This is a genomic window from Paenibacillus sp. LjRoot56 (genome assembly GCF_964253335.1).
GTDB lineage: Bacteria > Bacillota > Bacilli > Paenibacillales > NBRC-103111 > Paenibacillus_E > Paenibacillus_E allorhizoplanae.
Map to the genome: position 1 here is coordinate 252,277 of NZ_CAXURV020000001.1, position 22,724 is coordinate 275,000.

At 46.6% G+C, this 22,724-nt stretch carries 19 protein-coding genes, 2 tRNA genes, 2 rRNA genes and 1 riboswitch (1 of these 24 running past the window's edge); of the genes, 6 read left to right on the forward strand and 17 right to left on the reverse strand.

The window, feature by feature from the left end:
• Nucleotides 1–30 precede the first annotated feature (30 nt).
• Nucleotides 31–771: a PilZ domain-containing protein gene (locus tag ACSQ8O_RS01125; protein WP_436240130.1), complete on the reverse strand. Its 741-nt coding sequence runs from the start codon at nucleotides 769–771 to the stop codon at nucleotides 31–33.
• Between the two features lie 103 nt (nucleotides 772–874).
• A riboswitch (cyclic di-GMP riboswitch) is annotated at nucleotides 875–961 on the reverse strand.
• Nucleotides 962–1,246: 285 nt separating this feature from the next.
• On the opposite strand from ACSQ8O_RS01125, the gene tadA reads away from it, so the two are divergent.
• On the forward strand, nucleotides 1,247–1,705 hold the full coding sequence (tadA, locus tag ACSQ8O_RS01130; RefSeq protein ID WP_327205090.1) for a tRNA adenosine(34) deaminase TadA: 459 nt from the start codon (nucleotides 1,247–1,249) through the stop codon (nucleotides 1,703–1,705).
• Here tadA and ACSQ8O_RS01135 read toward each other — a convergent pair.
• Together ACSQ8O_RS01135 and ACSQ8O_RS01140 are read right to left on the reverse strand one after the other, a co-directional pair.
• A complete protein-coding gene (locus ACSQ8O_RS01135) occupies nucleotides 1,702–2,271 on the reverse strand; it encodes a DUF1697 domain-containing protein (protein WP_436240131.1) in 570 nt (189 codons plus the stop codon). The two genes, tadA and ACSQ8O_RS01135, sit on opposite strands and share 4 nt — an antisense overlap.
• A 14-nt stretch (nucleotides 2,272–2,285) precedes the next feature.
• A complete protein-coding gene (locus ACSQ8O_RS01140; RefSeq protein ID WP_436240132.1) occupies nucleotides 2,286–2,783 on the reverse strand; it encodes a DUF1648 domain-containing protein in 498 nt (165 codons plus the stop codon).
• A 131-nt stretch (nucleotides 2,784–2,914) separates the two neighbouring features.
• Between ACSQ8O_RS01140 and ACSQ8O_RS01145 the strand changes: the two genes are divergently transcribed.
• Nucleotides 2,915–2,988: transfer RNA gene (locus ACSQ8O_RS01145), tRNA-Arg, on the forward strand.
• A 129-nt stretch (nucleotides 2,989–3,117) separates the two neighbouring features.
• Here ACSQ8O_RS01145 and ACSQ8O_RS01150 read toward each other — a convergent pair.
• On the reverse strand, nucleotides 3,118–3,450 hold the full coding sequence (locus tag ACSQ8O_RS01150) for a hypothetical protein (protein WP_436240133.1): 333 nt from the start codon (nucleotides 3,448–3,450) through the stop codon (nucleotides 3,118–3,120).
• A 148-nt stretch (nucleotides 3,451–3,598) separates the two neighbouring features.
• On the opposite strand from ACSQ8O_RS01150, the gene ACSQ8O_RS01155 reads away from it, so the two are divergent.
• From ACSQ8O_RS01155 to ACSQ8O_RS01170, 4 genes are read left to right on the forward strand one after another with little or no spacing between them, the layout of a single operon-like run.
• Nucleotides 3,599–4,804 (forward strand): MFS transporter, encoded by a 1,206-nt coding sequence (locus ACSQ8O_RS01155; RefSeq protein ID WP_436240134.1) that lies wholly within the window; start codon nucleotides 3,599–3,601, stop codon nucleotides 4,802–4,804.
• Nucleotides 4,805–4,813: 9 nt separating this feature from the next.
• Nucleotides 4,814–5,461 (forward strand): RNA polymerase sigma factor, encoded by a 648-nt coding sequence (locus tag ACSQ8O_RS01160; RefSeq protein WP_436240135.1) that lies wholly within the window; start codon nucleotides 4,814–4,816, stop codon nucleotides 5,459–5,461.
• A complete protein-coding gene (locus tag ACSQ8O_RS01165; protein ID WP_436240136.1) occupies nucleotides 5,458–5,934 on the forward strand; it encodes a hypothetical protein in 477 nt (158 codons plus the stop codon). The genes ACSQ8O_RS01160 and ACSQ8O_RS01165 overlap by 4 nt, the downstream gene beginning before the upstream one ends.
• A complete protein-coding gene (locus ACSQ8O_RS01170; protein WP_436240137.1) occupies nucleotides 5,934–7,100 on the forward strand; it encodes a hypothetical protein in 1,167 nt (388 codons plus the stop codon). The genes ACSQ8O_RS01165 and ACSQ8O_RS01170 overlap by 1 nt, the downstream gene beginning before the upstream one ends.
• A 269-nt stretch (nucleotides 7,101–7,369) precedes the next feature.
• On the opposite strand, the gene ACSQ8O_RS01175 is transcribed toward ACSQ8O_RS01170, so the two are convergent.
• The 13 genes from ACSQ8O_RS01175 to ACSQ8O_RS01235 form a co-directional block, all read right to left on the reverse strand.
• Nucleotides 7,370–7,540: a small acid-soluble spore protein P gene (locus ACSQ8O_RS01175; RefSeq protein ID WP_157256842.1), complete on the reverse strand. Its 171-nt coding sequence runs from the start codon at nucleotides 7,538–7,540 to the stop codon at nucleotides 7,370–7,372.
• An 18-nt stretch (nucleotides 7,541–7,558) separates the two neighbouring features.
• On the reverse strand, nucleotides 7,559–7,714 hold the full coding sequence (locus tag ACSQ8O_RS01180; RefSeq protein ID WP_436240138.1) for a hypothetical protein: 156 nt from the start codon (nucleotides 7,712–7,714) through the stop codon (nucleotides 7,559–7,561).
• 20 nt (nucleotides 7,715–7,734) lie between these two features.
• Nucleotides 7,735–8,082 (reverse strand): hypothetical protein, encoded by a 348-nt coding sequence (locus ACSQ8O_RS01185; RefSeq protein ID WP_436240139.1) that lies wholly within the window; start codon nucleotides 8,080–8,082, stop codon nucleotides 7,735–7,737.
• 120 nt (nucleotides 8,083–8,202) lie between these two features.
• Nucleotides 8,203–12,363, reverse strand: a complete 4,161-nt coding sequence (locus ACSQ8O_RS01190) for a choice-of-anchor I family protein (protein ID WP_436240140.1) — start codon at nucleotides 12,361–12,363, stop codon at nucleotides 8,203–8,205.
• Between the two features lie 157 nt (nucleotides 12,364–12,520).
• Nucleotides 12,521–12,607: transfer RNA gene (locus ACSQ8O_RS01195), tRNA-Ser, on the reverse strand.
• An 83-nt stretch (nucleotides 12,608–12,690) separates the two neighbouring features.
• Nucleotides 12,691–13,971, reverse strand: coding sequence for a serine--tRNA ligase (serS, locus tag ACSQ8O_RS01200; RefSeq protein ID WP_056611785.1), 1,281 nt, complete (start codon nucleotides 13,969–13,971; stop codon nucleotides 12,691–12,693).
• A 91-nt stretch (nucleotides 13,972–14,062) separates the two neighbouring features.
• Nucleotides 14,063–14,641 carry a pyridoxal 5'-phosphate synthase glutaminase subunit PdxT gene (pdxT, locus tag ACSQ8O_RS01205; RefSeq protein ID WP_436240141.1) on the reverse strand — a complete coding sequence of 193 codons (579 nt, stop codon included), beginning with the start codon at nucleotides 14,639–14,641 and terminating at the stop codon, nucleotides 14,063–14,065.
• Nucleotides 14,641–15,522 (reverse strand): pyridoxal 5'-phosphate synthase lyase subunit PdxS, encoded by an 882-nt coding sequence (pdxS, locus tag ACSQ8O_RS01210; RefSeq protein WP_056611791.1) that lies wholly within the window; start codon nucleotides 15,520–15,522, stop codon nucleotides 14,641–14,643. Before pdxS ends, pdxT begins: the two co-directional genes overlap by 1 nt.
• 119 nt (nucleotides 15,523–15,641) lie before the next feature.
• Nucleotides 15,642–17,012 carry a D-alanyl-D-alanine carboxypeptidase family protein gene (locus tag ACSQ8O_RS01215; protein ID WP_436240142.1) on the reverse strand — a complete coding sequence of 457 codons (1,371 nt, stop codon included), beginning with the start codon at nucleotides 17,010–17,012 and terminating at the stop codon, nucleotides 15,642–15,644.
• Between the two features lie 167 nt (nucleotides 17,013–17,179).
• Nucleotides 17,180–18,637, reverse strand: a complete 1,458-nt coding sequence (guaB, locus tag ACSQ8O_RS01220; RefSeq protein ID WP_171633418.1) for an IMP dehydrogenase — start codon at nucleotides 18,635–18,637, stop codon at nucleotides 17,180–17,182.
• A 161-nt stretch (nucleotides 18,638–18,798) separates the two neighbouring features.
• Nucleotides 18,799–20,004 (reverse strand): putative glycoside hydrolase, encoded by a 1,206-nt coding sequence (locus ACSQ8O_RS01225; protein WP_436240143.1) that lies wholly within the window; start codon nucleotides 20,002–20,004, stop codon nucleotides 18,799–18,801.
• A 102-nt stretch (nucleotides 20,005–20,106) separates the two neighbouring features.
• Nucleotides 20,107–20,223 (reverse strand): 5S ribosomal RNA (rrf, locus tag ACSQ8O_RS01230).
• Nucleotides 20,224–20,294: 71 nt separating this feature from the next.
• Nucleotides 20,295–22,724 (reverse strand): 23S ribosomal RNA (locus ACSQ8O_RS01235) (it continues 487 nt past the right edge of the window).

Genomic DNA, 22,724 nt, shown 5'->3' on the forward strand with positions numbered 1-22,724 from the left:
GTACTTAGCGGGCAAAAAAAAGCCTGCAAGCTATTGATTGGCTGCAGACTTTTTTTCCATTGCTTTTTTGAACTCTTCATCCCGCTTCTGTTCGAAGTAGGTTTGGATCTGATTTCGAAGAATAAACCCCCGTAATGCATTGCTTTGCTCGGCAGGAACGCTCTCGAAGCTGGCTCCATAATAGTAGCCGTCTTCCTGCTTTTCTTTCCTTATAATTTCCAACCTGCACGGCATCTCAAAACCTAAATCTAGCTCAACTTGCAACATACATTTCTTATGAAGAATACCATCGATCATCGAATTATCATTAATGATAAAGCCAATTCCGTTCATGGAAATATTTTTTATCGAAATTTCAATTGGATTTTCCAAGTGATGCTGCTCTTTTTGGGTTATATTTTGAAATCCTACAATGTATCCTATGTTCTTCACATCGACCCGCGGGAACTCCCGTTTCTCCGAAAACTTCTTCCGATTCTCAGGTGGATTGATCACGATCAGTGAACCAGGCTCTCTAGCTACGACTGTCGAATGAAAAACGAATAGACCCGATTTCGTGTATAACGTCATTTTGGTCTTATCACCAAGCTGAAATACCTCATATTCCGGCAGCTCAATCTCCATGATGTCTCCTTGTGCATAGGTAAGAATACCTGTTGACACGAAATCATCTTTCGCCACTACAGCTCGGCAATTAATCAATACCTCCGCATCATATCCTTCTTTACTCCCATATCGCTTCAAAGCATCCTGCTTCATTGCCATGCTCATCTTCACCCTCCCTTAATGATGGATTTCATAACACTTTTCCGCACAAAATAGACTGCCCCCCACTTAGGGACAGCCTATCACCGCAATCAAAAAAGCATCGATTTTCGGTAACCAGGCTGCCATAGTTCATAAGAACCGTAGACCCTCAGCTTTGCGTCCTTGCCTTTCAGCAAGTTTGCCATTGTCGAACCCTGCTATTCATTTATATAGATATATCGTTACTGGTCTAAATGATCTATCTTTCGTCCAAACTGGTCTAAAAGACCCACTGTAATCACCATTATACGTAGCTTATGCACTTCTTTCAACTAAAATCCTTGCATGGGCAATGTTTTTATTGTATGAATGTGTAGTGGAATTGAATATCCACAGGTTTATAAGTTATCCACATTGTTATCCACAGCTTGTTAACAACGAATATTTGTTCGGATTTTTATGCACATGTGGATAAACTATTATTGCGAGGTGTCCCCCTGTGGATCAACATATCCCTTGGATGAGAGAAGCGATCGGTGAGGCGCTGAAAGCCGAAGCCATCCGCGAAGTTCCGATCGGCGCGGTCGTCGTCCATCAAGGTCAAATCATTGGCCGCGGCTACAATTTACGTGAAACAACCCTTGATCCGCTTGCGCATGCAGAGATGATTGCTATTAAACAAGCGAGCGAGCATTTGCAGGCTTGGCGTCTTCTGGACTGCCAGCTCTATGTGACATTGGAGCCATGTCCGATGTGCGCGGGTGCGATCGTGCAAGCACGAGTGCCTCAAGTTATTTATGGTACGGTAGATCCGAAGGCCGGCTGTGCGGGAACGTTAATGAACTTGCTGCAGGAAGACCGGTTTAATCACCGGGTCGATGTGGTTAGCGGTGTTTTGCAAGAGGAGTGTTCCACGATGTTAACGCAGTTTTTTCGAAAATTACGGGGCAAAGCCTAGGGGGCTTTACCGTTCGGATTATTTGCTGGCTGTAAGGCCTCGGCTAACACTACGAGTTTGCTCATCGTATTCCAATTACGTGTGGTCGTACGATCTCCAAGTTTCTGAATGTTGCTCGCCAGCTTCGAATCCAACACACTTTGCCGAAACAGAAAATATATGGTGCAGCCCCGTATCTGAAATTCATCTACTTCACTCTGTCCCTTGGATAAGATGTCGGTGAATGTCTGCGGGGCTTCTTCTGTAAGCACGGAGATTTGAATGCTCTCCCCTTCGGACAAAGCTTCTGCGTCATAGGGGCAATTCCTTACAAGTTCAGTAAGCTCCCCCGCGGTGCACAAAATAACAGTAGGCGCTACGCCTACCGCATCGCTGATTGCTTTTTCAATACGCGGACGTAGGGCTTCTCCTGACTCTTCTGATTGGAACAGCACATTGCCGCTTTGCAAATAAGTCTGTACTTGCGTTAACTCTAAATCCTCTAGCGTCTTTTTCAAATCGGCCATTTTGATCTTATTTTTGCCTCCTACATTAATCCCACGCAGAAAACCAACATAAATCGTCATTGAGCTTGCCTCCCTTACTTTAATTTTATGGAACGAATGATGAAGAAGATGATCGTGCCAAACAGCATCACTAGGATGAGTCCTAGCACCCACCAATTGAGGTCAGCGTTGCCCTCCTTAGCACTTTGGATAACAGACCATTCAATAAATCCAAACAGAATGACAATCACTGTTTTTAGACTGTTTATTAATAAACGCGCATTCTGGTATTGCCCTCTGGCATTCTGGGCTGTAATAGGAGTCGGATAATTATACACATGAGGGACCTTGCTTAGGAGCGTCAAGCCAACATAGATGATAACTCCTATGAGTGGTAAGGCAATTAGGCTCATTTTGTTCCCCCAACCATCGATCTCCCCTTTACCATTAAAATGCATTGGCATTCTCTCAGGCATATCTTGCCACATGTAGGCGACATATGCGATCATACTTATGATTACGAACAGGGAAATAACATCGAGTATGATTTCAGCTTTAGTTCTGGCGAGATGAATCACCGGACGTTGCTCCATACGACACCTGCTTTCTATTGGATTTCTTTTTCCACTATGTACTTTCCTTATTCCAAATCAAACCTCCTGCTTGCACATGGGTTAAAATGGTTGCACCCCGAAAACATCTCGTGTTAGAATGACGATACTATGCGCCCGTAGCTCAGCAGGATAGAGCAACAGTTTCCTAAACTGTAGGTCGTACGTTCGAATCGTATCGGGCGCGTATACGAAATTAATTCGCATTAAAAAAGACGATAGCTAATCGGATAATCCCCGACTGCATCGTCTTTTGTTTTATGTTGATATAGGTATAAATTTGGTGCGGTTGGTGCAGCCGTATTGCCCTTGTCTACTAATACCAAGGATAGTAAGGATAAAATGGGCGGTAGTACGGGAACGGTCTAAAGAACGGAAATCCAAAAAGAAAAAACGGAAAATGCTGCCGACGAAACCGGCGGTATCCATATCCAAACGGTTGTCTGTAGGGATCCGATTCCCTTCCCTCGCCACCAACCTCTTCTGGAACTAACATCGTGACGCCTTCATTATCCATACCATCAATAATTCCCTCAATTTGTGACCCATCTTTCATATGTGCAATAACATGGTAATTCATATATTTGTTACAATGTGCCTTTACGTCGCCACTTACTTGACTAGCTTGAATAGGATTCATTGCGGACACGCCTATCCCTCCTTCTTTAACTATCCATAGGATATTCGCCCACTAAAAAACGGTTACAGTTTTTTGCCTAATCATATTCCTTTTGACGCCCAGTTAACAAAAGAACGATAATAGAGTTATCACTGATTAGAAAGGGGTCCTCACTCCGATGACGACTCGCCCTATTTCATCTTATCGCATCCCGCTCTTCTGTGCGGTCACAATGCTGTTCTGGATGTCGATGTACACAAGTGTTCCGATCATGGCGCCTTACGTAGAATTCCTCGGGGGAAGCCATCAACTGGCAGGCTGGATTGTCGGTATGTACGGCATCTCGCAGATGCTCCTCCGCATACCCGTAGGCATTATGTCAGATCGCTTTCATAAAAGAAGGCTGTTCATCACCTTCGGTCTCCTCTTCACTGCCATTACGGGACTCGGTCTGTGGTTCACGCACGATTTTACATGGATCTTGATCCTCCGAGCACTTGCAGGGGCAGCTGCAGCGACTTGGGTTGATTTTACGGTACTATTCACAAGCTATTACAAGCATGAAGAGTCTACGAAGGCGATCGGTACGATCTCCTTTTTCAACTCACTCGGTCAGGTGCTGGGCATACTTAGTGCAGGCTGGGCAGCAGACAAGCTGGGTTGGGAATCCGTGTTCATTCTCGGCGCAATACTTGGTCTGTTAGGCATGATTGGTTCCTTCTTCCTCATCGAAAAAGTAGAGAAAGACGCGCCCAAAATCACCATGCGCGGAATCGGAAACGTGGCGACGGATCGCACACTTCTCTTTGTTTCTCTGCTCGCTATCTTATCGCAGGTGTTGATATTTGCTACGGTGTTCGGCTTCACGCCAGTTTATGCGATGCAGCTTGGCGCAGATAAATTCTCGCTCTCCTTGCTTTCTTTATTCGCGAACGTTCCTGTTGCACTAGCCTCTTTATTCGGCGGAAGGCGTTGGGCGATGAAATATGGCGAGAAACGCATGGTTGTAGCCGGCTTCCTTCTTATGGGGATCTTCACCTTTACGGTGCCGTTCACCCATCATCTCTGGCTGCTCATGATTACACAGGCATTTGCCGGGTTTGGTCGCGGACTTTCGTTTACCCTGCTCATGGGGATGAGCATTAAACATATGCCTGCGGATAAGCGGGCGACAGCAATGGGCTTTTTCCAAGCGATTTATGGACTCGGTATGTTCGTAGGACCTGTCCTTATGGGCATCATTGGCGACTATTTCTCGCTGAATGAGGGCTTTATTGTACTCGGCGTCCTCGGTGCTGGCAGTGCACTACTCGCATATCTGTTCGTTCAGAGCTCCGCTAAGAAAAAGCCTTTGGGGACAAACAAACCTACAATAGCGCAATAATAGTTAAGAGTGAATCTCACGATTCTCTCTTTTTTTCATACATGTGCAGGGGTAAGATGGGCTAGTCTCGTCTATTCATGCGGAGAGGAGGAGAAGCATATTGAGGAGCACGTACTAATTGATCGTATTCTAAAAGGCGACGAAACGGCATTCCGTGAATTAATTGCAAGGTACCGTCCGTATATTCTGCAGACGATCTCTGCTATTGTTCGTCATCAGAAGGACGCCGAAGACTTGTCCCAAGAGGTTTGGACCCGCATCTACTTCTCCCTCCCTCGGTATGAAAAGAAAGGCCTGAAAACCTGGATGACCCGCATCGCAGTGAACCGGGCTATCGATTTCAAACGCGCCACCAGCCGGCGCAAGGAGGACAGTGTCGCCGGATTCGAGGAGGCACTGTCTTCAGCAGGACCAACACCTTCAGAACTAAGTGTGGAGCAGGAAGTGTTGATCAGAGAAACGACGGAATTCGTTCGTCACAAGCTCCATCAGATCCCAGCAAACTACCAGGATGTACTATTGGCCTATTATATTCATCAACAATCGTATCAAGATATTGCCGATGCGCAAGGTATTACAATCAAGACGGTCGAATCGAAGCTATACAGAGCCAAGATGTGGCTGCGAAATCATTGGAAGGAGGAGGAGTTTCGATGAAGGGTCGTCATTTTAACCAGCAAGCGTGGTTGCAGTATGTGGAGGAGCGTCTGCCGTTACAAGAACAAGAAGAGATGGAAAGTCATCTCTATCAATGTGATGAATGTCTAGCCAACTATATGCAGTGTGCGGAACAAGTAATTGTCATACCAGACATAGACGCTAAACAGACAACAACCTATGTGAATGGCATTATAGCCCGAACGGTAGGAATGAAGCCCGCTTGGCATCGCTCAACCATGTTCCACTATGGGATTGCGGCAGCCGCGACGCTTGTGCTTGTTGCGACTGGCTTTTTCCATGGCTTGTCACAGGAATTAGGAACGTTGGGTGCCTTCAAGCCCGCTCCTCCTCTGGAAGCGCCTGCCTCACTTAAAGCTCAAGTGCCGATTTCGGATCACTTCATTCATAAAACATTAACATGGCTAGACACCTTACAAAATGAACACAAAAAAGGAGGCCTAGAGCCTTAATGCCTACCAAAAGTAATCTTGTTGCATTCCTACTGTCCTTCATACCTGGAGTGGGTCATTTGTATATGAACCGTACCATCCGCGGCTTGTTATATGGCTTTTTATTCTTCGGACTATCTTTCTTACTTTTTCTAGGAATTGTGTCCCATGATGCCGACGAATTCGCCTTTCTGCTTATACCTATCGGGCTCACGTGGATTATCAACATGGTCGATATGGTTATCTACTTATTGCACGCTCCAGCTCCAACGCCAATGCCAATGCCATTTCCAACAACCTATCATCAACCGATATCAGCTCATTATGGACCTTATCCACCTGAGCAAGAGGTGCCATCTTGGGATACTGCCTCCTATTATGCTCAATTTGCAGGAAGACAAGAAAGATCTAAAGTTCTCATGCTCTCCTTCATTCCAGGTGTTGGTCATTTCTGGCTTGGTTTAATGCAAAGAGGCCTTACAGCTATGATCTCCTTCTTCGGAATTGCCATTCTCGTGTTCTTCATCGCCATTCTGACGCATAATGAAAGTTTTATCGTGTTCCTATTGGCGTTGCCAGTGCTCTGGTTTTACACCATGTTCGATGCGCTGAAGCAGCTAGATCGCAAACAAGCTGGGCTAGAGCTCACAGATCGCAGTATGTTTGAAGATTTCCAACGCGATGAACATGGACGCAAAAATCGGACCCTTGCCACGATTATCGCCATTTTCCCCGGTGCGGCGCACCTGTACTTATCGATGACCAAACGCGGTATCCAGCTGATGGCAGTTTTTCTTTTTTCCATTTACGTGTTAGATGTGCTGCGACTGTCCCTTTTCTTCTTTTTGATCCCGATTCTATGGTTCTTTAGCTTTTTTGACGCCCTGCAGAGCATTTCTAAGTATGAAAATGGGGCTTTAACTGACAAGCCTCTCGTTGAAAACTGGACAGCCTACCAACGCTATATTGGCGCTGTTTTGATCGTTTTCGGAGGCTATTATATCTTCAGCGATGTCTTTGTACAATTTATGTATCAGTTCCTACCCGCTTCGCGGAATTATATGTATTTGATCAACAACTTCAGCCAGACCTTCATAGTCGCTGTGCTCCTCATCGGAGGTGGTATTCGGTTAGTCATGAATCGGAAGCAACAGAACACCATAGACAACGAAAAAAAGAACCCCTAAGGGTTCTTTTTTCTGTCGGCATTGATGATATTTCTTTGAACCTTGTTACTCATAAAACTTAAGTTAAATCTGCGTATAAAACACGGTAAGTGTCTTTAGCACATCGCCCTCCAGCCTGATTATAACAGGTAGAAAAGTCCTCTTTGCAACGGTTGTTTCGCTTTCGCTAATTGCTCCAACGGAACCACACCTCTCTGCTTGCCGACAATAATAGTATGACCGGTTTCCGTTTTTTTAATCATGTTTTATTAAAAAAATTTCGTTGCCTATTATCCGCCGTGTCCATGCCCTTCCGCAGCGTGCCCGCCATGATGATTCTGGTTCTTCACTTTCTTAGATCCAGACAACGGCTCCTGATTGCCACCCGCGTTGTTTCGGTTTTTTACATTGCCATTATTAACGAGATTGTCGCCTGCGGAATAGTTCTTAGGTTTAGACATAGCTCCTCATCCTCTCTTTTACGAGTTTGTTCCTTCATGATTTAGAGCATCCTGATGCCGATGGTCATTGACCTTCTGCTGGACCTGCTGCGCATTATGGGCATTGACTGGATCGGCATCCAGATCTTTGGCCACATTTTGCAAATTTTTATCCGGACTCTTTTGCTTCGTCATCACGGTGTCCTCCTTCTTACTTAAGCGTTGGTGACCTTCTGCAAGGCCTGTGCACATTCATGAATATGCCGCACATAATCATCGATTAGCGACTGTACAACATCGCTGCGTTCGTCAATATGCGTGGTTCCTTGTTGTACGTCAGTTAGTTCAACCTTCACTTCTCTGGCGTCCACATACGTCACTTTAAAATCAAACGAATAGCCGGTATGCCCCGCCGTCATAATGTGTACGCGGATGGCATTCGCATCACCTTCATCTGCCCATACCCTTGTTTGATCGGCAGGTTGCAGGACAGTGGGCATGACATTCATCCACTCTTTTACGATTTCAGCTTGATTCACGCTAGGCTTATCTGATTTGCTCATAGGTAACACCTCCACATGATTAAAATGCGGAAGCCGCCCGTGTTTTATCCATGTAAAAAAACACCTACTCCCCAGCACGAATTGAATCCGTGTAAAGAGTAAGTGCTATCCGCTTCCGGTTTATTTGATGATTTGCTGCAAAAGCATACCCAGCATCTTCGCCGCTTCTTCACGCGAAGCAAAATCCTTCGGCGCAAATGTATTTCCCGATTTCCCGGAAATGATGCCAGCCTGCTGCATCGCTCTCGCCGCGTCTACGGCGAAGGCAGGAATCTCTGCACCATCTGCGAAAGGTTCAGCGCTCACCGCTTGCGGTAAGCTAAACTTCTGAAGCGCAGCGAACCTCGCGATCATCGTGACCATTTGCTCACGCGAGATGTTGGCAGCAGGTGCGAATACGCCCTCGCTTACACCGCTTGTAAGGCCGTTCTCAGCTGCCCATTGGACAGACTGGGCATAATAGCTGTCCACCTTCACATCGCGGAAAATAGACGATTTGTAGGCGCTAAGGTTCACGCCAGCCATACGAGCCAGCATCAAGGTGAAATCGGCACGATTGATTTGGGCATTTGGAGAGAACTGGCCATCTGCTGTTCCATTGATAATATTGCGAGCCGCTAGATATGTGATATAGCTCTTAGCAAAGCTTGCTGACGTATCCCCGAACGTAACGGGTGAATAACCAACCGCATACTGCGAGAAGTGGCTTATTTTGAAAACCAGTGTACCTGTAGCCGCGTCGTAGTAGCTATTCGAGACTTTAACGAGCTCGCCATTATCAGCAATGTAAAAGGCTAAAATAGCATTCGTATCTTCATTAGCCGCCAGTTTATAAGGTACTTGAACCTCAACTGAACCTCCGTTAAAGGTGGAAACCGTTTTGCCTCCTGCTGTGATGGTGAAATCGAAGACAGGGCGGTCACCAATAGCCGCTTTAACGGCGTCACTATCTTTTGCTGTCATATGTTGTGTGACGGCAGTTAGATCCGCTTTAGCGATGGACAGGGATACTTCACCCGTCGTCGCAGTAGAGGTGATGGCAGACAGCACATTTTTATCCAATGTGACCGAGCCAATACCTAAGTCTAACTTAACTGCTGCAGTGGAGCTATCGGCAACCTTAACGAGTGATTCCGCAGGCAATTTAATGACCGCTTCTTTCGAAGTAGCATCTACAGTTGCTTTGATTTCAAGAATAGATGATTTCCCTGCTGATTCGGTTATCTGTTTTAAAGCATCCGTTACTTGCGCAACCGTAAGGTTAGCCGTTGAGGTACCTTTGCTATCTTTGACAGTTGGGCTCGTAATCGTGGTTGTGTCTCCAATGGTTGTTGGTTGGCTAGGTTGTGTTGTTCCCGCTCCTGGACCGGAGGAAGATGTGCCGGAAGAAGATACCGTTACCGTCACTTCCGCTGTCGCATATCCATCAGGACTTATAGCTGTAATTACCGCACTACCTGTATCCACGGCTGACACTAGACCTTCTGCACTCACCGTTGCAACCGCTGAATTCGACGACTTCCAAGTCACTGTACCTGAGCCAACAGCGTCTCCTGCAGACGTCGTCACTATTGCTGTGACCTTGCTTGCAGCGTCTCCCTTGGTAACAGAAAGTGCGGACCTATCCACGCTAATCCGTTGTACATTAAGCTGATATACGGCAACCGTTCCTCCCACCTCATTCGCAACTAGAAGCAGTGGATTCCCATTCGGGCTAATCGCGGCAGGGATGAAATCGATCCCCTCTGGCCCCGTATCTGTATTCAGATTGTCCTTCGGTGTAAACACACGTGAATTCGTATAGTTCACGAACTTCGCATTCACTGGATCCGATACGTCATAGGTCATAATACCTCCGACACGCTCGAGTCCCACGAAAGCAAGTGTTTTACTTCCCACTTTCCCAACTTTAACATCTTCAGGCTCTGGGCCTTTCTTCGAGCTCCGATCATCTAAAGCTGTCTTGCTATTGCTCGTGTTAAAATTGTTCGGCACACGCTGTGCTGTGACTTTCTCAAATTCATTTCCACTGTCATAAACTTGAGCCATCGTGTTCGCTTGCCAGATTGAGAAGGAACGGCCGCCATAAAGATAAATACTATCCGACCCCATATCACTAGCTACTTCTACGCCGTCGTAAGTCGTCTTACCAGCCAAGAATTGAGCTGCAGGTGAATTAGGTGCCAAGCTGCCTTTCATCGCGCCAATCGTGCTTCCATTGAGTCTCACACCTGGCCACTCTGTGACATCTCCCTCATTAGCAGAGAATACATAAGGAATGCCATTGATCGTTTGACTTGCAATGCCATCTGGCATGTACATACCATAGAAAGGGACATTTTCAAACTTTATCGTATTGTCTTTTACGAGATCCAAAGCATTACGCGCAAGGCTCAAATCCTTCAGTCCTAGCCCTTTAATCGAGATAACAGCTTTCGTTGCTAAATCAATCGTTCCAATCGCATTATTTTCTTGGAAGGATACATAGGCTTTACTGTTGTCTTCTGATAGTGCGATATATTCAGGTTCCAAATCAAAAATTGCGTCTTCCTTCGTCCCTTCACCCGTAATCTGTATGGGGTTAGAAGCACCACGAATATGAACGTTATTATCGATGACGAAAGGATCGGCAAATCTTAGTTGTGTCACACTATCCATCATCGTATCAACGATGGTTATACTACCTTCAGGATCTGTACCAGCCGTGCGAGGCTCGCCTTCATTCGCAGTCAAAATATATCTGCCATCCGTTGTGGATTTAATCATATCTGGCTGAACACCTGCGACGTACGTTTTCACTACATTGCCGTCATAATCCAGAACGACAATTTTACCAGCTTTTTTGGAATCTAACTCTTGAACAGATACAGATACTTTCTTGGTGATCGTATTCACATCCACACTTGTCAGGTCACCATATAGGAAGCCGTTATTTTCAACTAAATCTTTTACTTTAATCGTTTTCTCTTTAACTAGGCCTTGCACAAGATCTAAACGAACGATATCTAAGCTAGGTGGATTCCCAGATCCATTAACCAAATAGAACTTATTATTATCCTTATTGTATTTAACAATCTCGGCAACACCACCGTCTTTATTCGTAATCCCTACTTTATAATCTGTGAGCTTCGTAATGCTCAACGTATCTTTAAATAGGTTAGAAGCGGGTTCAACCTTAATCGTCAAATTACGGCCATATTGCGTTAACAAACTATCTGTCACTTTGATGTATACGTTAGATGTAACTACTTCCGTCGGGTTACCGTACACTTCACCAGTGACTGTATTAATGGCTAATCCGGCAGGTAATCCTGTAGCTGCGAACGTAAATGGAGCTCTCCCTCCATACACATTCATGAATACCGAGTATGCTTCTTGCTCATAGGCTATAGGAAAAGTTTCATTCGAGTAGCCAAGAACAGTTACATTATTGCCCCATTGCCCGAATGACCCATATTTAGGTCCTTTGACTGCCAATTCCTGCGTAGTCGAATCCGCAATTCCGAACTGACCAAAATCCTGCTTGTTATTATCCGTATCTGTTAGTGCTTTGCGACGGACGGATATCTTTTTGGAAGTACCTTCTGAAGATCCTCTCGGATAATCAAGTTCGAAACCATCAATGTCCGTTTGAATATCTATATTGTCGCCATCATTACTTCCTGAACCTATCATATCTACATAACCATTAGGTTTTGGCACATTGGTAAAAGGGTTTTTATTGGTGACATCCAACTTCGTTTGATTACTCATTAAAACAACTTTCAACCCTTTATTATTGATAAAACGGGTACTCCATAATTGGTCATAGGTATTTGTGAGGTTGAGTTTAGGTGCGGTTGCCCCTGTCGCTTGCCCAAGGATAAGAAAGGAGGACTTGGCTTTAATCGTGCCAACAAGGTCTAATTTATCCCAATCGCCCGTTGGCCCTGTTTTGGCGGATGTTCCACGATCCGCATATTGCAATGACCAGCCCGCTAAGCTGATATCACTGCTCGTTGGGTTATATAGCTCTATAAATCCATGGGTAGATGCTGTATTTCCTGTATCCGTTACCAAACCGCCGCCATAGACCTGATTGATGAATACATGCGGTACTGTCACATCGTAAGTGCCATTCGCCTGATACGGCGTTCCTGGTGTTATCGCTACAGCACTTGCTGGAATGGCTATTGCTAAAGAACTTATCGTGACTGCCACGGATAAAAGTACCGAGACTACCATCGTTCCAACCTTCTTCACAGGGTTTTCACTCTCCTCATATTGGGTGATCTCGTCCATTATAAGAAAAGCTCCAGCTACTAAATACCCACTTTTTGTTAAAATATGATTTAGATTTTGTAAAGCTTGCTCCCTCAATGTCATGTATATGAAAAACAAAAAAAGCCACACGATTTCAAGAATCGCATGACTTTTTGGTTGGGTATTACCTTGGCTACGGAGAGGGTGGGATTCGAACCCACGGAGACCTTGCGACCTCGGCGGTTTTCAAGACCGCTGCCTTAAACCACTCGACCACCTCTCCACGATAGGCGTCTCCGATTAGGGAGACGACCTTGTGCAGTGACAAAAAGCATTGTAGCACATAATCGTCACTCGATGCAAGTGCTATTTTTTCGTGATGACTTTAACGTTGTTCATGTAAGGAACAAGTACGTCTGGAACGATAATCGAACCATCCGCTTGCTGGTAATTTTCAAGAATCGCAGCCACTGTTCGACCAAGCGCTAAGCCTGATCCATTCAGTGTATGCACGAACTCGGGCTTCGCCTTCGCATCGCGGCGGAAGCGAATGTTCGCTCTGCGCGCTTGGAAGTCTTCAAAATTCGAGCAGCTGGAGATCTCGCGGTACGCACCGCTGTTAGGCAGCCATACTTCCAAATCATACGTCTTCGCCGACGTGAAGCCAATATCACCTGTGCAGAGTGACAGCACGCGGTAAGGCAGCTTCAATAGCTGTAGAACGCGCTCAGCATGCCCTGTAAGCTTCTCCAACTCCTCGTAGGAGTCTTCGGGCTTTACAAGCTTAACAAGCTCAATTTTGTTGAATTGGTGCTGTCTGATTAAGCCCCGTGTATCACGACCAGCGGATCCAGCTTCCGAACGGAAACAAGCACTGAACGCCACGAAATTAACCGGCAGCTGTTCATTCGTTAGAATATCTTCGCGGTGGTAATTCGTAACGGGTACTTCCGCTGTTGGAATTAGGAAATATTCCGAATTCTCCAGTTTGAACACATCTTCCTCAAACTTCGGAAGCTGTCCTGTACCTGTCAGACTATCACGGTTGACGATATATGGAGGCAGCATTTCTTCATAGCCATGCTCATCGCTGTGCAAGTCCATCATGAAGTTGATTAATGCGCGCTCTAGGCGGGCTCCTAAGCCCTTGTAGAACACGAAACGCGAACCTGTTACCTTCGCCGCCGCTTCGAAATCCAGAATGCCCAGATCCTGCGCAACTTCCCAATGTGGCTTCACTTCGAAATCGAACGAAGGAATGTCGCCAATTCGGCGTACTTCCACGTTCTCTTCCTCCGTGCGGCCCACAGGAACGCTGGCATGCGGCATATTCGGAATGGAGAGTAGGACTTGTTGTAACGACTCGTCCAAGACACGGATCTCGTCATCAAGCTCTTTAATGCGGTCTCCGACCACTTTCATTTCTTGAATCAGCTCATCCGCATTTTCACCGGATCTCTTACGTCCCGCTACCTCTTGGGAAACGGTATTACGACGGTTTTTCAGCTGTTCCGTTTCTTGTAGCAGCTCTCTGCGCTTCACATCTAATGCTGTGAAACCATTAAGCTCCTCGATCTGCTTGCCGCGGTTTTGCATGGCAGCTTGTACAGCTGCTAAATCACTTCGAAGTAACTTTACATCAAACAAGGAGATTCCTCCGTTAGCGCAAAATGGTTTGTATATGGAAGCAAGCACCCATACCGGCAATCCGGTTAACTCGGGGTGCTTGAACCATTGGTTATGCTTGGCTTTGCTTTACCATGTCTAAGAAATAACTGTGCAGACGGAAATCATCCGTTAGCTCTGGGTGAAAGGACGCCGCAAGGAGATGTCCTTGACGCGCAGCTACGATCTGGCCGTCATACGTGGCCAATACATCCACATCCGGTCCCACTTTCTCAATGAGTGGTGCTCGAATGAACACCGCGCGAACGTTCTCGTCAATGCCTTTGATCGGCAAGTCCGTCTCAAAGCTTTCGCGTTGACGACCGAACGCGTTGCGAGCCACCGTAATATCCATCAGCTCGAGATGAGCTTCCGGTTGTCCGGTGATCTCTTTCGCGATGACAATCAACCCCGCGCAGGTGCCGAACACCGGCTTGCCTGCCGCGGAGAACTCACGCAACGCATTGATGAAGCCATACGTGCGCATAAGCTTACCAATCGTCGTGCTCTCTCCGCCAGGGAGAATAATGCCATCTAGCTCAGCGAGTTGCTCGGTGCGTTTAACAACGACACCTTCGGCTCCCGCCTTTTCAATACCACGTATATGCTCTGCTACCGCGCCTTGCAGCGCGAGAACCCCAATCTTCGTCATTACCAGCCGCGCTCCTGCATACGCTCGGAAGCTTGAAGCTTGGAAATTTCGATTCCCTTCATAGGGGCACCTAGGTTTTTGGAAATTTCAGCAATCAATTTGAAGTCTGTGTAATGCGTTACAGCTTCAACGATCGCTTTCGCGAACTTCTCTGGGTTATCGGATTTGAAAATACCGGATCCAACGAATACTCCATCAGAACCAAGGTGCATCATAAGCGCTGCATCAGCAGGTGTGGATACACCGCCAGCTGCGAAGTTAACGACAGGTAATTTACCTGTTTGGTGAACTTGCAGAAGCAACTCGTAAGGCGCGCCAAGAGTTTTCGCTTCGAACATCAACTCATCCAAAGACATGCTTTGAACTTTACGAATTTGACCTTGAATCGTACGCATGTGACGAACAGCTTCTACGATGTTACCAGTTCCTGGCTCACCCTTCGTACGAAGCATGGATGCACCTTCACCGATACGACGCAAAGCTTCGCCAAGATCACGGCAGCCACATACGAAAGGCACTGTGAAATCACGCTTGTTAATATGGAACACTTCATCTGCAGGAGTAAGTACTTCACTCTCATCGATATAGTCAACGCCTAGGGATTCAAGAATTTTCGCTTCAACGAAGTGACCAATTCTTGCTTTCGCCATGACTGGAATGGATACAACTTTCATAACATCTTCAACAATTGTTGGATCTGCCATGCGGGATACGCCACCTGCTGCACGAATATCAGCGGGTACGCGCTCAAGCGCCATAACAGCGGACGCGCCAGCTGCTTCTGCGATTTTAGCTTGCTCGGCGTTCATAACGTCCATAATCACGCCGCCTTTTTGCATTTCGGCCATACCAGTTTTAACGCGGGAAGTTCCTGTTTCCATTCTTGATTTCCTCCTATAGCTTCTATGCAATTTCGGTGTAGTTCCCTACACGATTCGATATAAACTTCTAAACAACAATTTTACATGAAGGAGGGGTAATATACAACCCATTTTCTGGCCTAAGAGCCGCCTTTAATCCCATTGAACATATCGCTGAAGAAGTTTTTAATGGAGCGGAACAGCAACCTGATCCAACTGCCTTTCTCGACATCGCCATCTGCAATTAGATCTACTGTTTTTTCTTGCCCATTGTAGTTCACTTTCACTTTGCCAAGCGTATCCCCTTTTGTAATTGGAGCTACTAGCTTGCTTTCTTCAACAGACTCTGTCGTCACTTTGAATTCCGTATCTTTCGCGCCTTTTCTAGCAACGAATGTTAAACCCGTTTTTGTAACAAGAGGTACTTCTAATTGTACACCCTTCTTAATGTTCACACTTTTCAAAGAATCTATCGTCTGTTTCGCATTCAAGAATGGTTTTATTTCAAAATTATTAAATGCATAGTCCATCAGCTTGCGTGTTTCATTGAAACGTTCTGGTTCTGTCTTCGTCCCCATAACAACCGTAATCATACGCATACCGTTACGTTCTGCCGTTCCCGTGAAGCAGTAGCCCGCATCATCAGTTGAGCCTGTTTTCAAGCCGTCTAAACCTGCATACGCATACTTCTTAAAGTTGGTGTTCGTTGAATTCCCTTCAAGCATCCAGTTCCAGTTGATCATAGGTGACTTATCTGTTGCTCTCAGCTTCAAGGAAGGGATCTTCGTAAATTCTAGAATTTCTTTATGGTCCTTCAAAATATTATATGCAAGAATGGCTGCATCGCGCGCCGTCATCTTCGTCTCACCTTCAATAGAAGCAGGTGGATTCTTGAGATCCGCACGTGAAAGTCCTGTCGCACTAATAAAATGAGCCTTATCCGACATCCCAAGCTGTTTCGCTTTGTCATTCATCATTTTCGCGAAATTCTCTTCTGTACCGCCAAGCAATTCAGCAAAAGCGACAGAAGCATCGTTCGCGGAATAAATGGACATCGCATTGAACATATCTTTGAACGTTAGTGTTTCATTCTCAGCGATCAACTGGCCGGAACCAATAACATCTGCTGCATTCTTAGTGGCTGTCACAGGTGAGTCCCACTTGAATTTGCCTTCTTTAATGCTTTCCATTGCCAAATACTCTGTCATCATCTTCGCCATACTTGCCGGAGGGAAGGCTTCGTCTGCATTCATTTGAAACAGGACTGCTCCTGTGCTGGCTTCCATGATTATCGCAGATTTCGCTGCTACTTGAGGTTCATTCAAAGCAGGTGCTGGTGTAGTCCCTGCGTTAGGTGCAGGCGTTGTCACCGCCGCTGGGGATGGAGAAGCCGCTGGCTTTTTCTCATCTGCCGCGTAGGTTGGCTGTATATGTAAAAGTAAGGATTGAGCAATTAAGCTAATACCTAACACCAAAGCAACCTTTTTCTTTGTAAATCGTAAAAATCTCACAATTTCACTCTCCCTAAATAATGTTTGTAAAACAATATGACACGTTATATTGTATCACACCCCATTAGACAAAAAAAAGAAAACGTGGGTTCAACTCCCACGCCTCCAATTTCATCCATATTGTGACAATATATAGGGACCTTTTAGCGGAGCTAAAAGTCTCTCATCTACATTGAGTAATTTGGTGCTTCTTTTGTAATTTGAATATCATGCGGATGGCTTTCTTTCAAACCTGCTCCTGTAATACGAACAAATTGCGTATCATGGATAAGTTCTTGAATGTTGCGTGCGCCACAATACCCCATACCTGAGCGAAGTCCGCCCACCAGTTGATACACCGTATCCGCCATTGGCCCTTTATAAGCCACACGACCTTCAATACCCTCTGGAACAAGCTTGCTCTCGTTCTCTTGGAAGTACCGATCCTTGCTGCCTTCCTTCATAGCACCTAAGGAGCCCATTCCACGGTAAACCTTGTATCTGCGACCTTGGAAAATCTCAGACTCACCCGGACTCTCTTCTGTCCCTGCAAAAAGACTACCGATCATAACCGCGCTAGCTCCCGCTGCGATCGCTTTAACCACGTCACCTGAGTACTTAATTCCGCCATCTGCGATAATCGGAACACCAAATTCGGCCGCTGCTTGTGCACAATCATAAATCGCGGTAATTTGTGGAACACCAATCCCTGCAATAATACGAGTCGTACAGATCGATCCAGGACCGATCCCCACTTTCACCATGGAAGCTCCTGCTTTGATCAAATCACGTGTACCATCGCCTGTCGCAACGTTCCCTGCGATAATTGGCAATTCTGGATACTGGGCTCTCAGTTTCTTCACAGTCTCTGCGATGTTAATATGATGACCATGTGCAGAATCGACGACGATGACATCAATACCCGCTGTAACAAGCGCTGCGGCTCTCTCAAGCACGTCTTTAGACACACCAACAGCTGCACCAACAAGTAGACGCCCTTGAGCGTCCTTAGCTGAGTTAGGGAATTGAATGGCCTTCTCAATATCTTTAATCGTTATTAACCCTTTAAGACCAAAATTCTCGTCTACCAAAGGCAACTTCTCAATTTTATGCTTCTGAAGGATGCCCTCTGCTTGCTGAAGTGTCGTGCCAACTGGTGCTGTCACAAGTCCTTCTTGCGTCATCACTTCTTTAATTTTAATGGAGTAATCATGTACAAAGCGCAAGTCGCGATTCGTCAAAATACCAACTAAACGATTATTTTCATTTACAATCGGTACCCCTGAAATGCGGTATTTCGCCATCAACTCTTCTGCATCATAAACGTGATGTTCAGGCGTCAAGGAGAAAGGGTTGGTGATAACGCCACTCTCTGACCTTTTGACACGATCAACGTGCTCAGCTTGCAGCTCAATCGGCATATTCTTATGAATAATTCCGATGCCACCTTCACGGGCCATAGCAATCGCTAGCGCGGACTCCGTCACTGTATCCATAGCGGAGCTAATGAAAGGGATATTTAATTTCACACCAGGCGCCAGTTGCGTCGAAACGTCGATCTCCTTACCGAACACTTCGGACTTCCTCGGCACTAACAAAACATCATCAAACGTTAAACCTTCCTTGCCAAACTTATCTTCTCTCACAGCGTTCCATGTCCTCCTTAAGCCCTCTAACTGAAGAAAGCTTGATTCATTAGCCTCAGCTCATTCTTTCGTATGATTGCAATCTTAACAAAAGCCTATTTTTGGTGTCAAGGAAAAGGACGAGCCTACAGCTCCCCCTCACCTCGAATAAGTCAATTCCGTTAACGATAGGAGTATGTGCTGCTTGGATTCCAGAGTAGGAACTGCTCAATCCCTTGCTCCTTCGCTGCCTTAATCTGCTCCTTAACATCGATCACACCATACTTCTTATGCGGTTTGACCCATGTTGCCGTAAAATCCTGATACCAAGGCCTGATCTGTGCAACCTGACTACTTGATTTCGCTAGCTGATGGTTTTTCCATTTGGCGTCGTTAATGGCTTGATGGATGATCGCGTATGGCTGCAAATCCGGGTATTTCACCCCATAAATTCCTGTCGTGTAGTGTGACGGATACAGCATCGGAGAAATAAAGTTAACCTCTTTACTAATCATCGCCCAATCTTGTCCAATGCCCATATCATTAGGTAAAGACGTCGTTAATCCGAATACATCTGCCGAAATATACGCCTTATTGCCGATCTGTTCCTTCGCTTTATGCAAAAACGTTGCAATATCCTGAGCCTTACTTAGCTTCTGAGGATTATCGAATTGAACTTCCCGATCTACCTTCTGACCATTCTCTGGGAACCTTACATAATCGAATTGGATCTCATCAAACCCCAGCGCAGCTACTTCCTTCGCGATTTGAAGATTATAGTCCCATACCTCAGTTTTAAAAGGATCTACCCAAGCGATTCCTTTCGCATCCTTCCAGACACTACCGTCTCTGTTTTTCATAGCGTACGTACTCTTCTTCTTACTTAAATAAGGATCCTTAAAAACAACAAGCCTTGCTATCGTATAAATATGCTTCTGCTTCAATCTCTGCAGCTTCGCTTTCATATCTTGTATAATAACGTGGCTATTCGCCCCGATTTCATTGACCAAAGGAACCGTTGAGGGATAGGTTACCTGGCCGGAATCGTTCTTAACATCAATCACCATCGCGTTTAAATCCGTATGCTCCACCAGCTCAATCAACTGCTCGAATTTGGTACCTACGGAGGACCAGGCGGATACGTAAATACCTTTCACGATCGGTTTTGCAGGCATGGAAAAAGAAGGATTTATAGCCACAGCCTGCGGCATCTTCTTCGGTTCTTGATTAGGCGCAAGCCCCATGCTACCTACATGACTTAAAGAGTGAAGTGTATTTGCCCCTTCCTTCACTTCTTCGATTTTCGTAGAGCAACCATTCATCATCAGCGTTACTATTGAACAAAGACATACCCTGCCCATCCATCTCATGCTGCTTGTTGTTCTCATCGTCATCCCTCCTCGTAGGATTAGTATGGTTAAAAAAGCAATATTTACAGATGCAAAAAAAAGAGTCTTTCTGGAAAAAATCCAGAAAGACTCTTACTGTGTGCTTGGCAACGTTCTACTCTCCCAGAACCCTGCGGTTCAAGTACCATCGACGCTGGAGGGCTTAACGGTCGTGTTCGAGATGGGAACGCGTGGGTCCCCTCCGCCATCATCACCAAACAGTCAAAGCGTTTGTTTGCGCCTTGAAAACTAGATACGAAACTTCAACGTATAGTACTTACTTAGGAATTTTGGTTAAGCCCTCGACCGATTAGTATTCGTCAGCTGCATACGTTGCCGCACTTCCACCTCGAACCTATCAACCTCGTCGTCTACAAGGGGTCTTACATACTGGGAAATCTCATCTTGAGGGGGGCTTCGCGCTTAGATGCTTTCAGCGCTTATCCCCTCCGTACATAGCTACCCAGCGATGCCTCTGGCGAGACAACTGGTACACCAGCGGTACGTCCATCCCGGTCCTCTCGTACTAAGGACAGCTCCTCTCAAATTTCCTACGCCCGCGACAGATAGGGACCGAACTGTCTCACGACGTTCTGAACCCAGCTCGCGTACCGCTTTAATGGGCGAACAGCCCAACCCTTGGGACCTACTTCAGCCCCAGGATGCGATGAGCCGACATCGAGGTGCCAAACCTCCCCGTCGATGTGGACTCTTGGGGGAGATAAGCCTGTTATCCCCAGGGTAGCTTTTATCCGTTGAGCGATGGCCCTTCCATTCGGTACCACCGGATCACTAAGTCCGACTTTCGTCCCTGCTCGACTTGTAGGTCTCGCAGTCAAGCTCCCTTATGCCTTTGCACTCTGCGAATGATTTCCAACCATTCTGAGGGAACCTTTAAACGCCTCCGTTACATTTTAGGAGGCGACCGCCCCAGTCAAACTGCCCACCTGACACTGTCCCCATACCGGATCACGGTACTAGGTTAGAACTCCGATACGATCAGGGTGGTATCCCAACGATGCCTCCACCCAAGCTGGCGCTCAGGCTTCAAAGGCTCCCACCTATCCTGTACAGATCGTACCAAAGTCCAATATCAAGCTGCAGTAAAGCTCCATGGGGTCTTTCCGTCTTGTCGCGGGTAACCTGCATCTTCACAGGTATTAAAATTTCACCGGATCTCTCGTTGAGACAGCGCCCAAGTCGTTACGCCATTCGTGCGGGTCAGAATTTACCTGACAAGGAATTTCGCTACCTTAGGACCGTTATAGTTACGGCCGCCGTTTACTGGGGCTTCAATTCATAGCTTCGGGGTTGCCCCCTAACCACTCCTCTTAACCTTCCAGCACCGGGCAGGCGTCAGCCCGTATACTTCGCCTTGCGGCTTCGCACAGACCTGTGTTTTTGCTAAACAGTCGCTTGGGCCTTTTCACTGCGGCCCCCTCGGGCTATTCACCCTACCGAGGCACCCCTTCTCCCGAAGTTACGGGGTCATTTTGCCGAGTTCCTTAACGAGAGTTCTTCCGCGCGCCTTAGAATTCTCTTCTCACCCACCTGTGTCGGTTTGCGGTACGGGCACCTTCGCCTGGCTAGAAGCTTTTCTTGGCAGTGTGAACTCATGACCTTCGGTACTTAAATTTCCCTCCCCATCACAGCCCAGCCTTACGATGTGCGGATTTGCCTACACACCAGCCTCACTGCTTGGACGAGCATCCATCAGCTCGCGTCACTATCCTTCTGCGTCACTCCATTGCTCATAACGGCTACGGTGGTACAGGAATTTCCACCTGTTGTCCATCGACTACGCCTTTCGGCCTCGCCTTAGGTCCCGACTTACCCTGAGCGGACGAGCCTTCCTCAGGAACCCTTAGGTTTTCGGCGGATCAGATTCTCACTGATCTTTTCGTTACTTATACCGGCATTCTCACTTGTATGCGCTCCACCTGTCCTTACGGTCAGAATTCAACGTACATACAACGCTCCCCTACCCATGCACATACGTGCAAGCCATAGCTTCGGTGGCGTGTTTAGCCCCGTTACATTTTCGGCGCAGAGTCACTCGACCAGTGAGCTATTACGCACTCTTTCAATGGTGGCTGCTTCTAAGCCAACATCCTGGTTGTCTGTGCAACTCCACATCCTTTCCCACTTAACACACACTTGGGGACCTTAGCTGATGGTCTGGGCTGTTTCCCTTTTGACAATGGATCTTAGCACTCACTGTCTGACTCCCGGATTTAAGTTTGTGGCATTCAGAGTTTGACTGGACTTGGTAACCCTTGGCGGGCCCCGCACCCAATCAGTGCTTTACCTCCACAACTCAACATCCGAGGCTAGCCCTAAAGCTATTTCGGGGAGAACCAGCTATCTCCGAGTTCGATTGGAATTTCTCCGCTACCCCCACCTCATCCCCGAATTTTTCAACATTCGTGGGTTCGGGCCTCCAGTGAGTGTTACCTCACCTTCACCCTGGACAGGGGTAGATCACACGGTTTCGGGTCTACGTCCACGTACTAAAGCGCCCTATTCAGACTCGCTTTCGCTGCGGCTCCGTCTCTTCAACTTAACCTCGCACGGGAACGTAACTCGCCGGTTCATTCTACAAAAGGCACGCCATCACCCATATAGAGGGCTCTGACTTTTTGTAAGCACACGGTTTCAGGTTCTTTTTCACTCCGCTTCCGCGGTGCTTTTCACCTTTCCCTCACGGTACTGCTTCACTA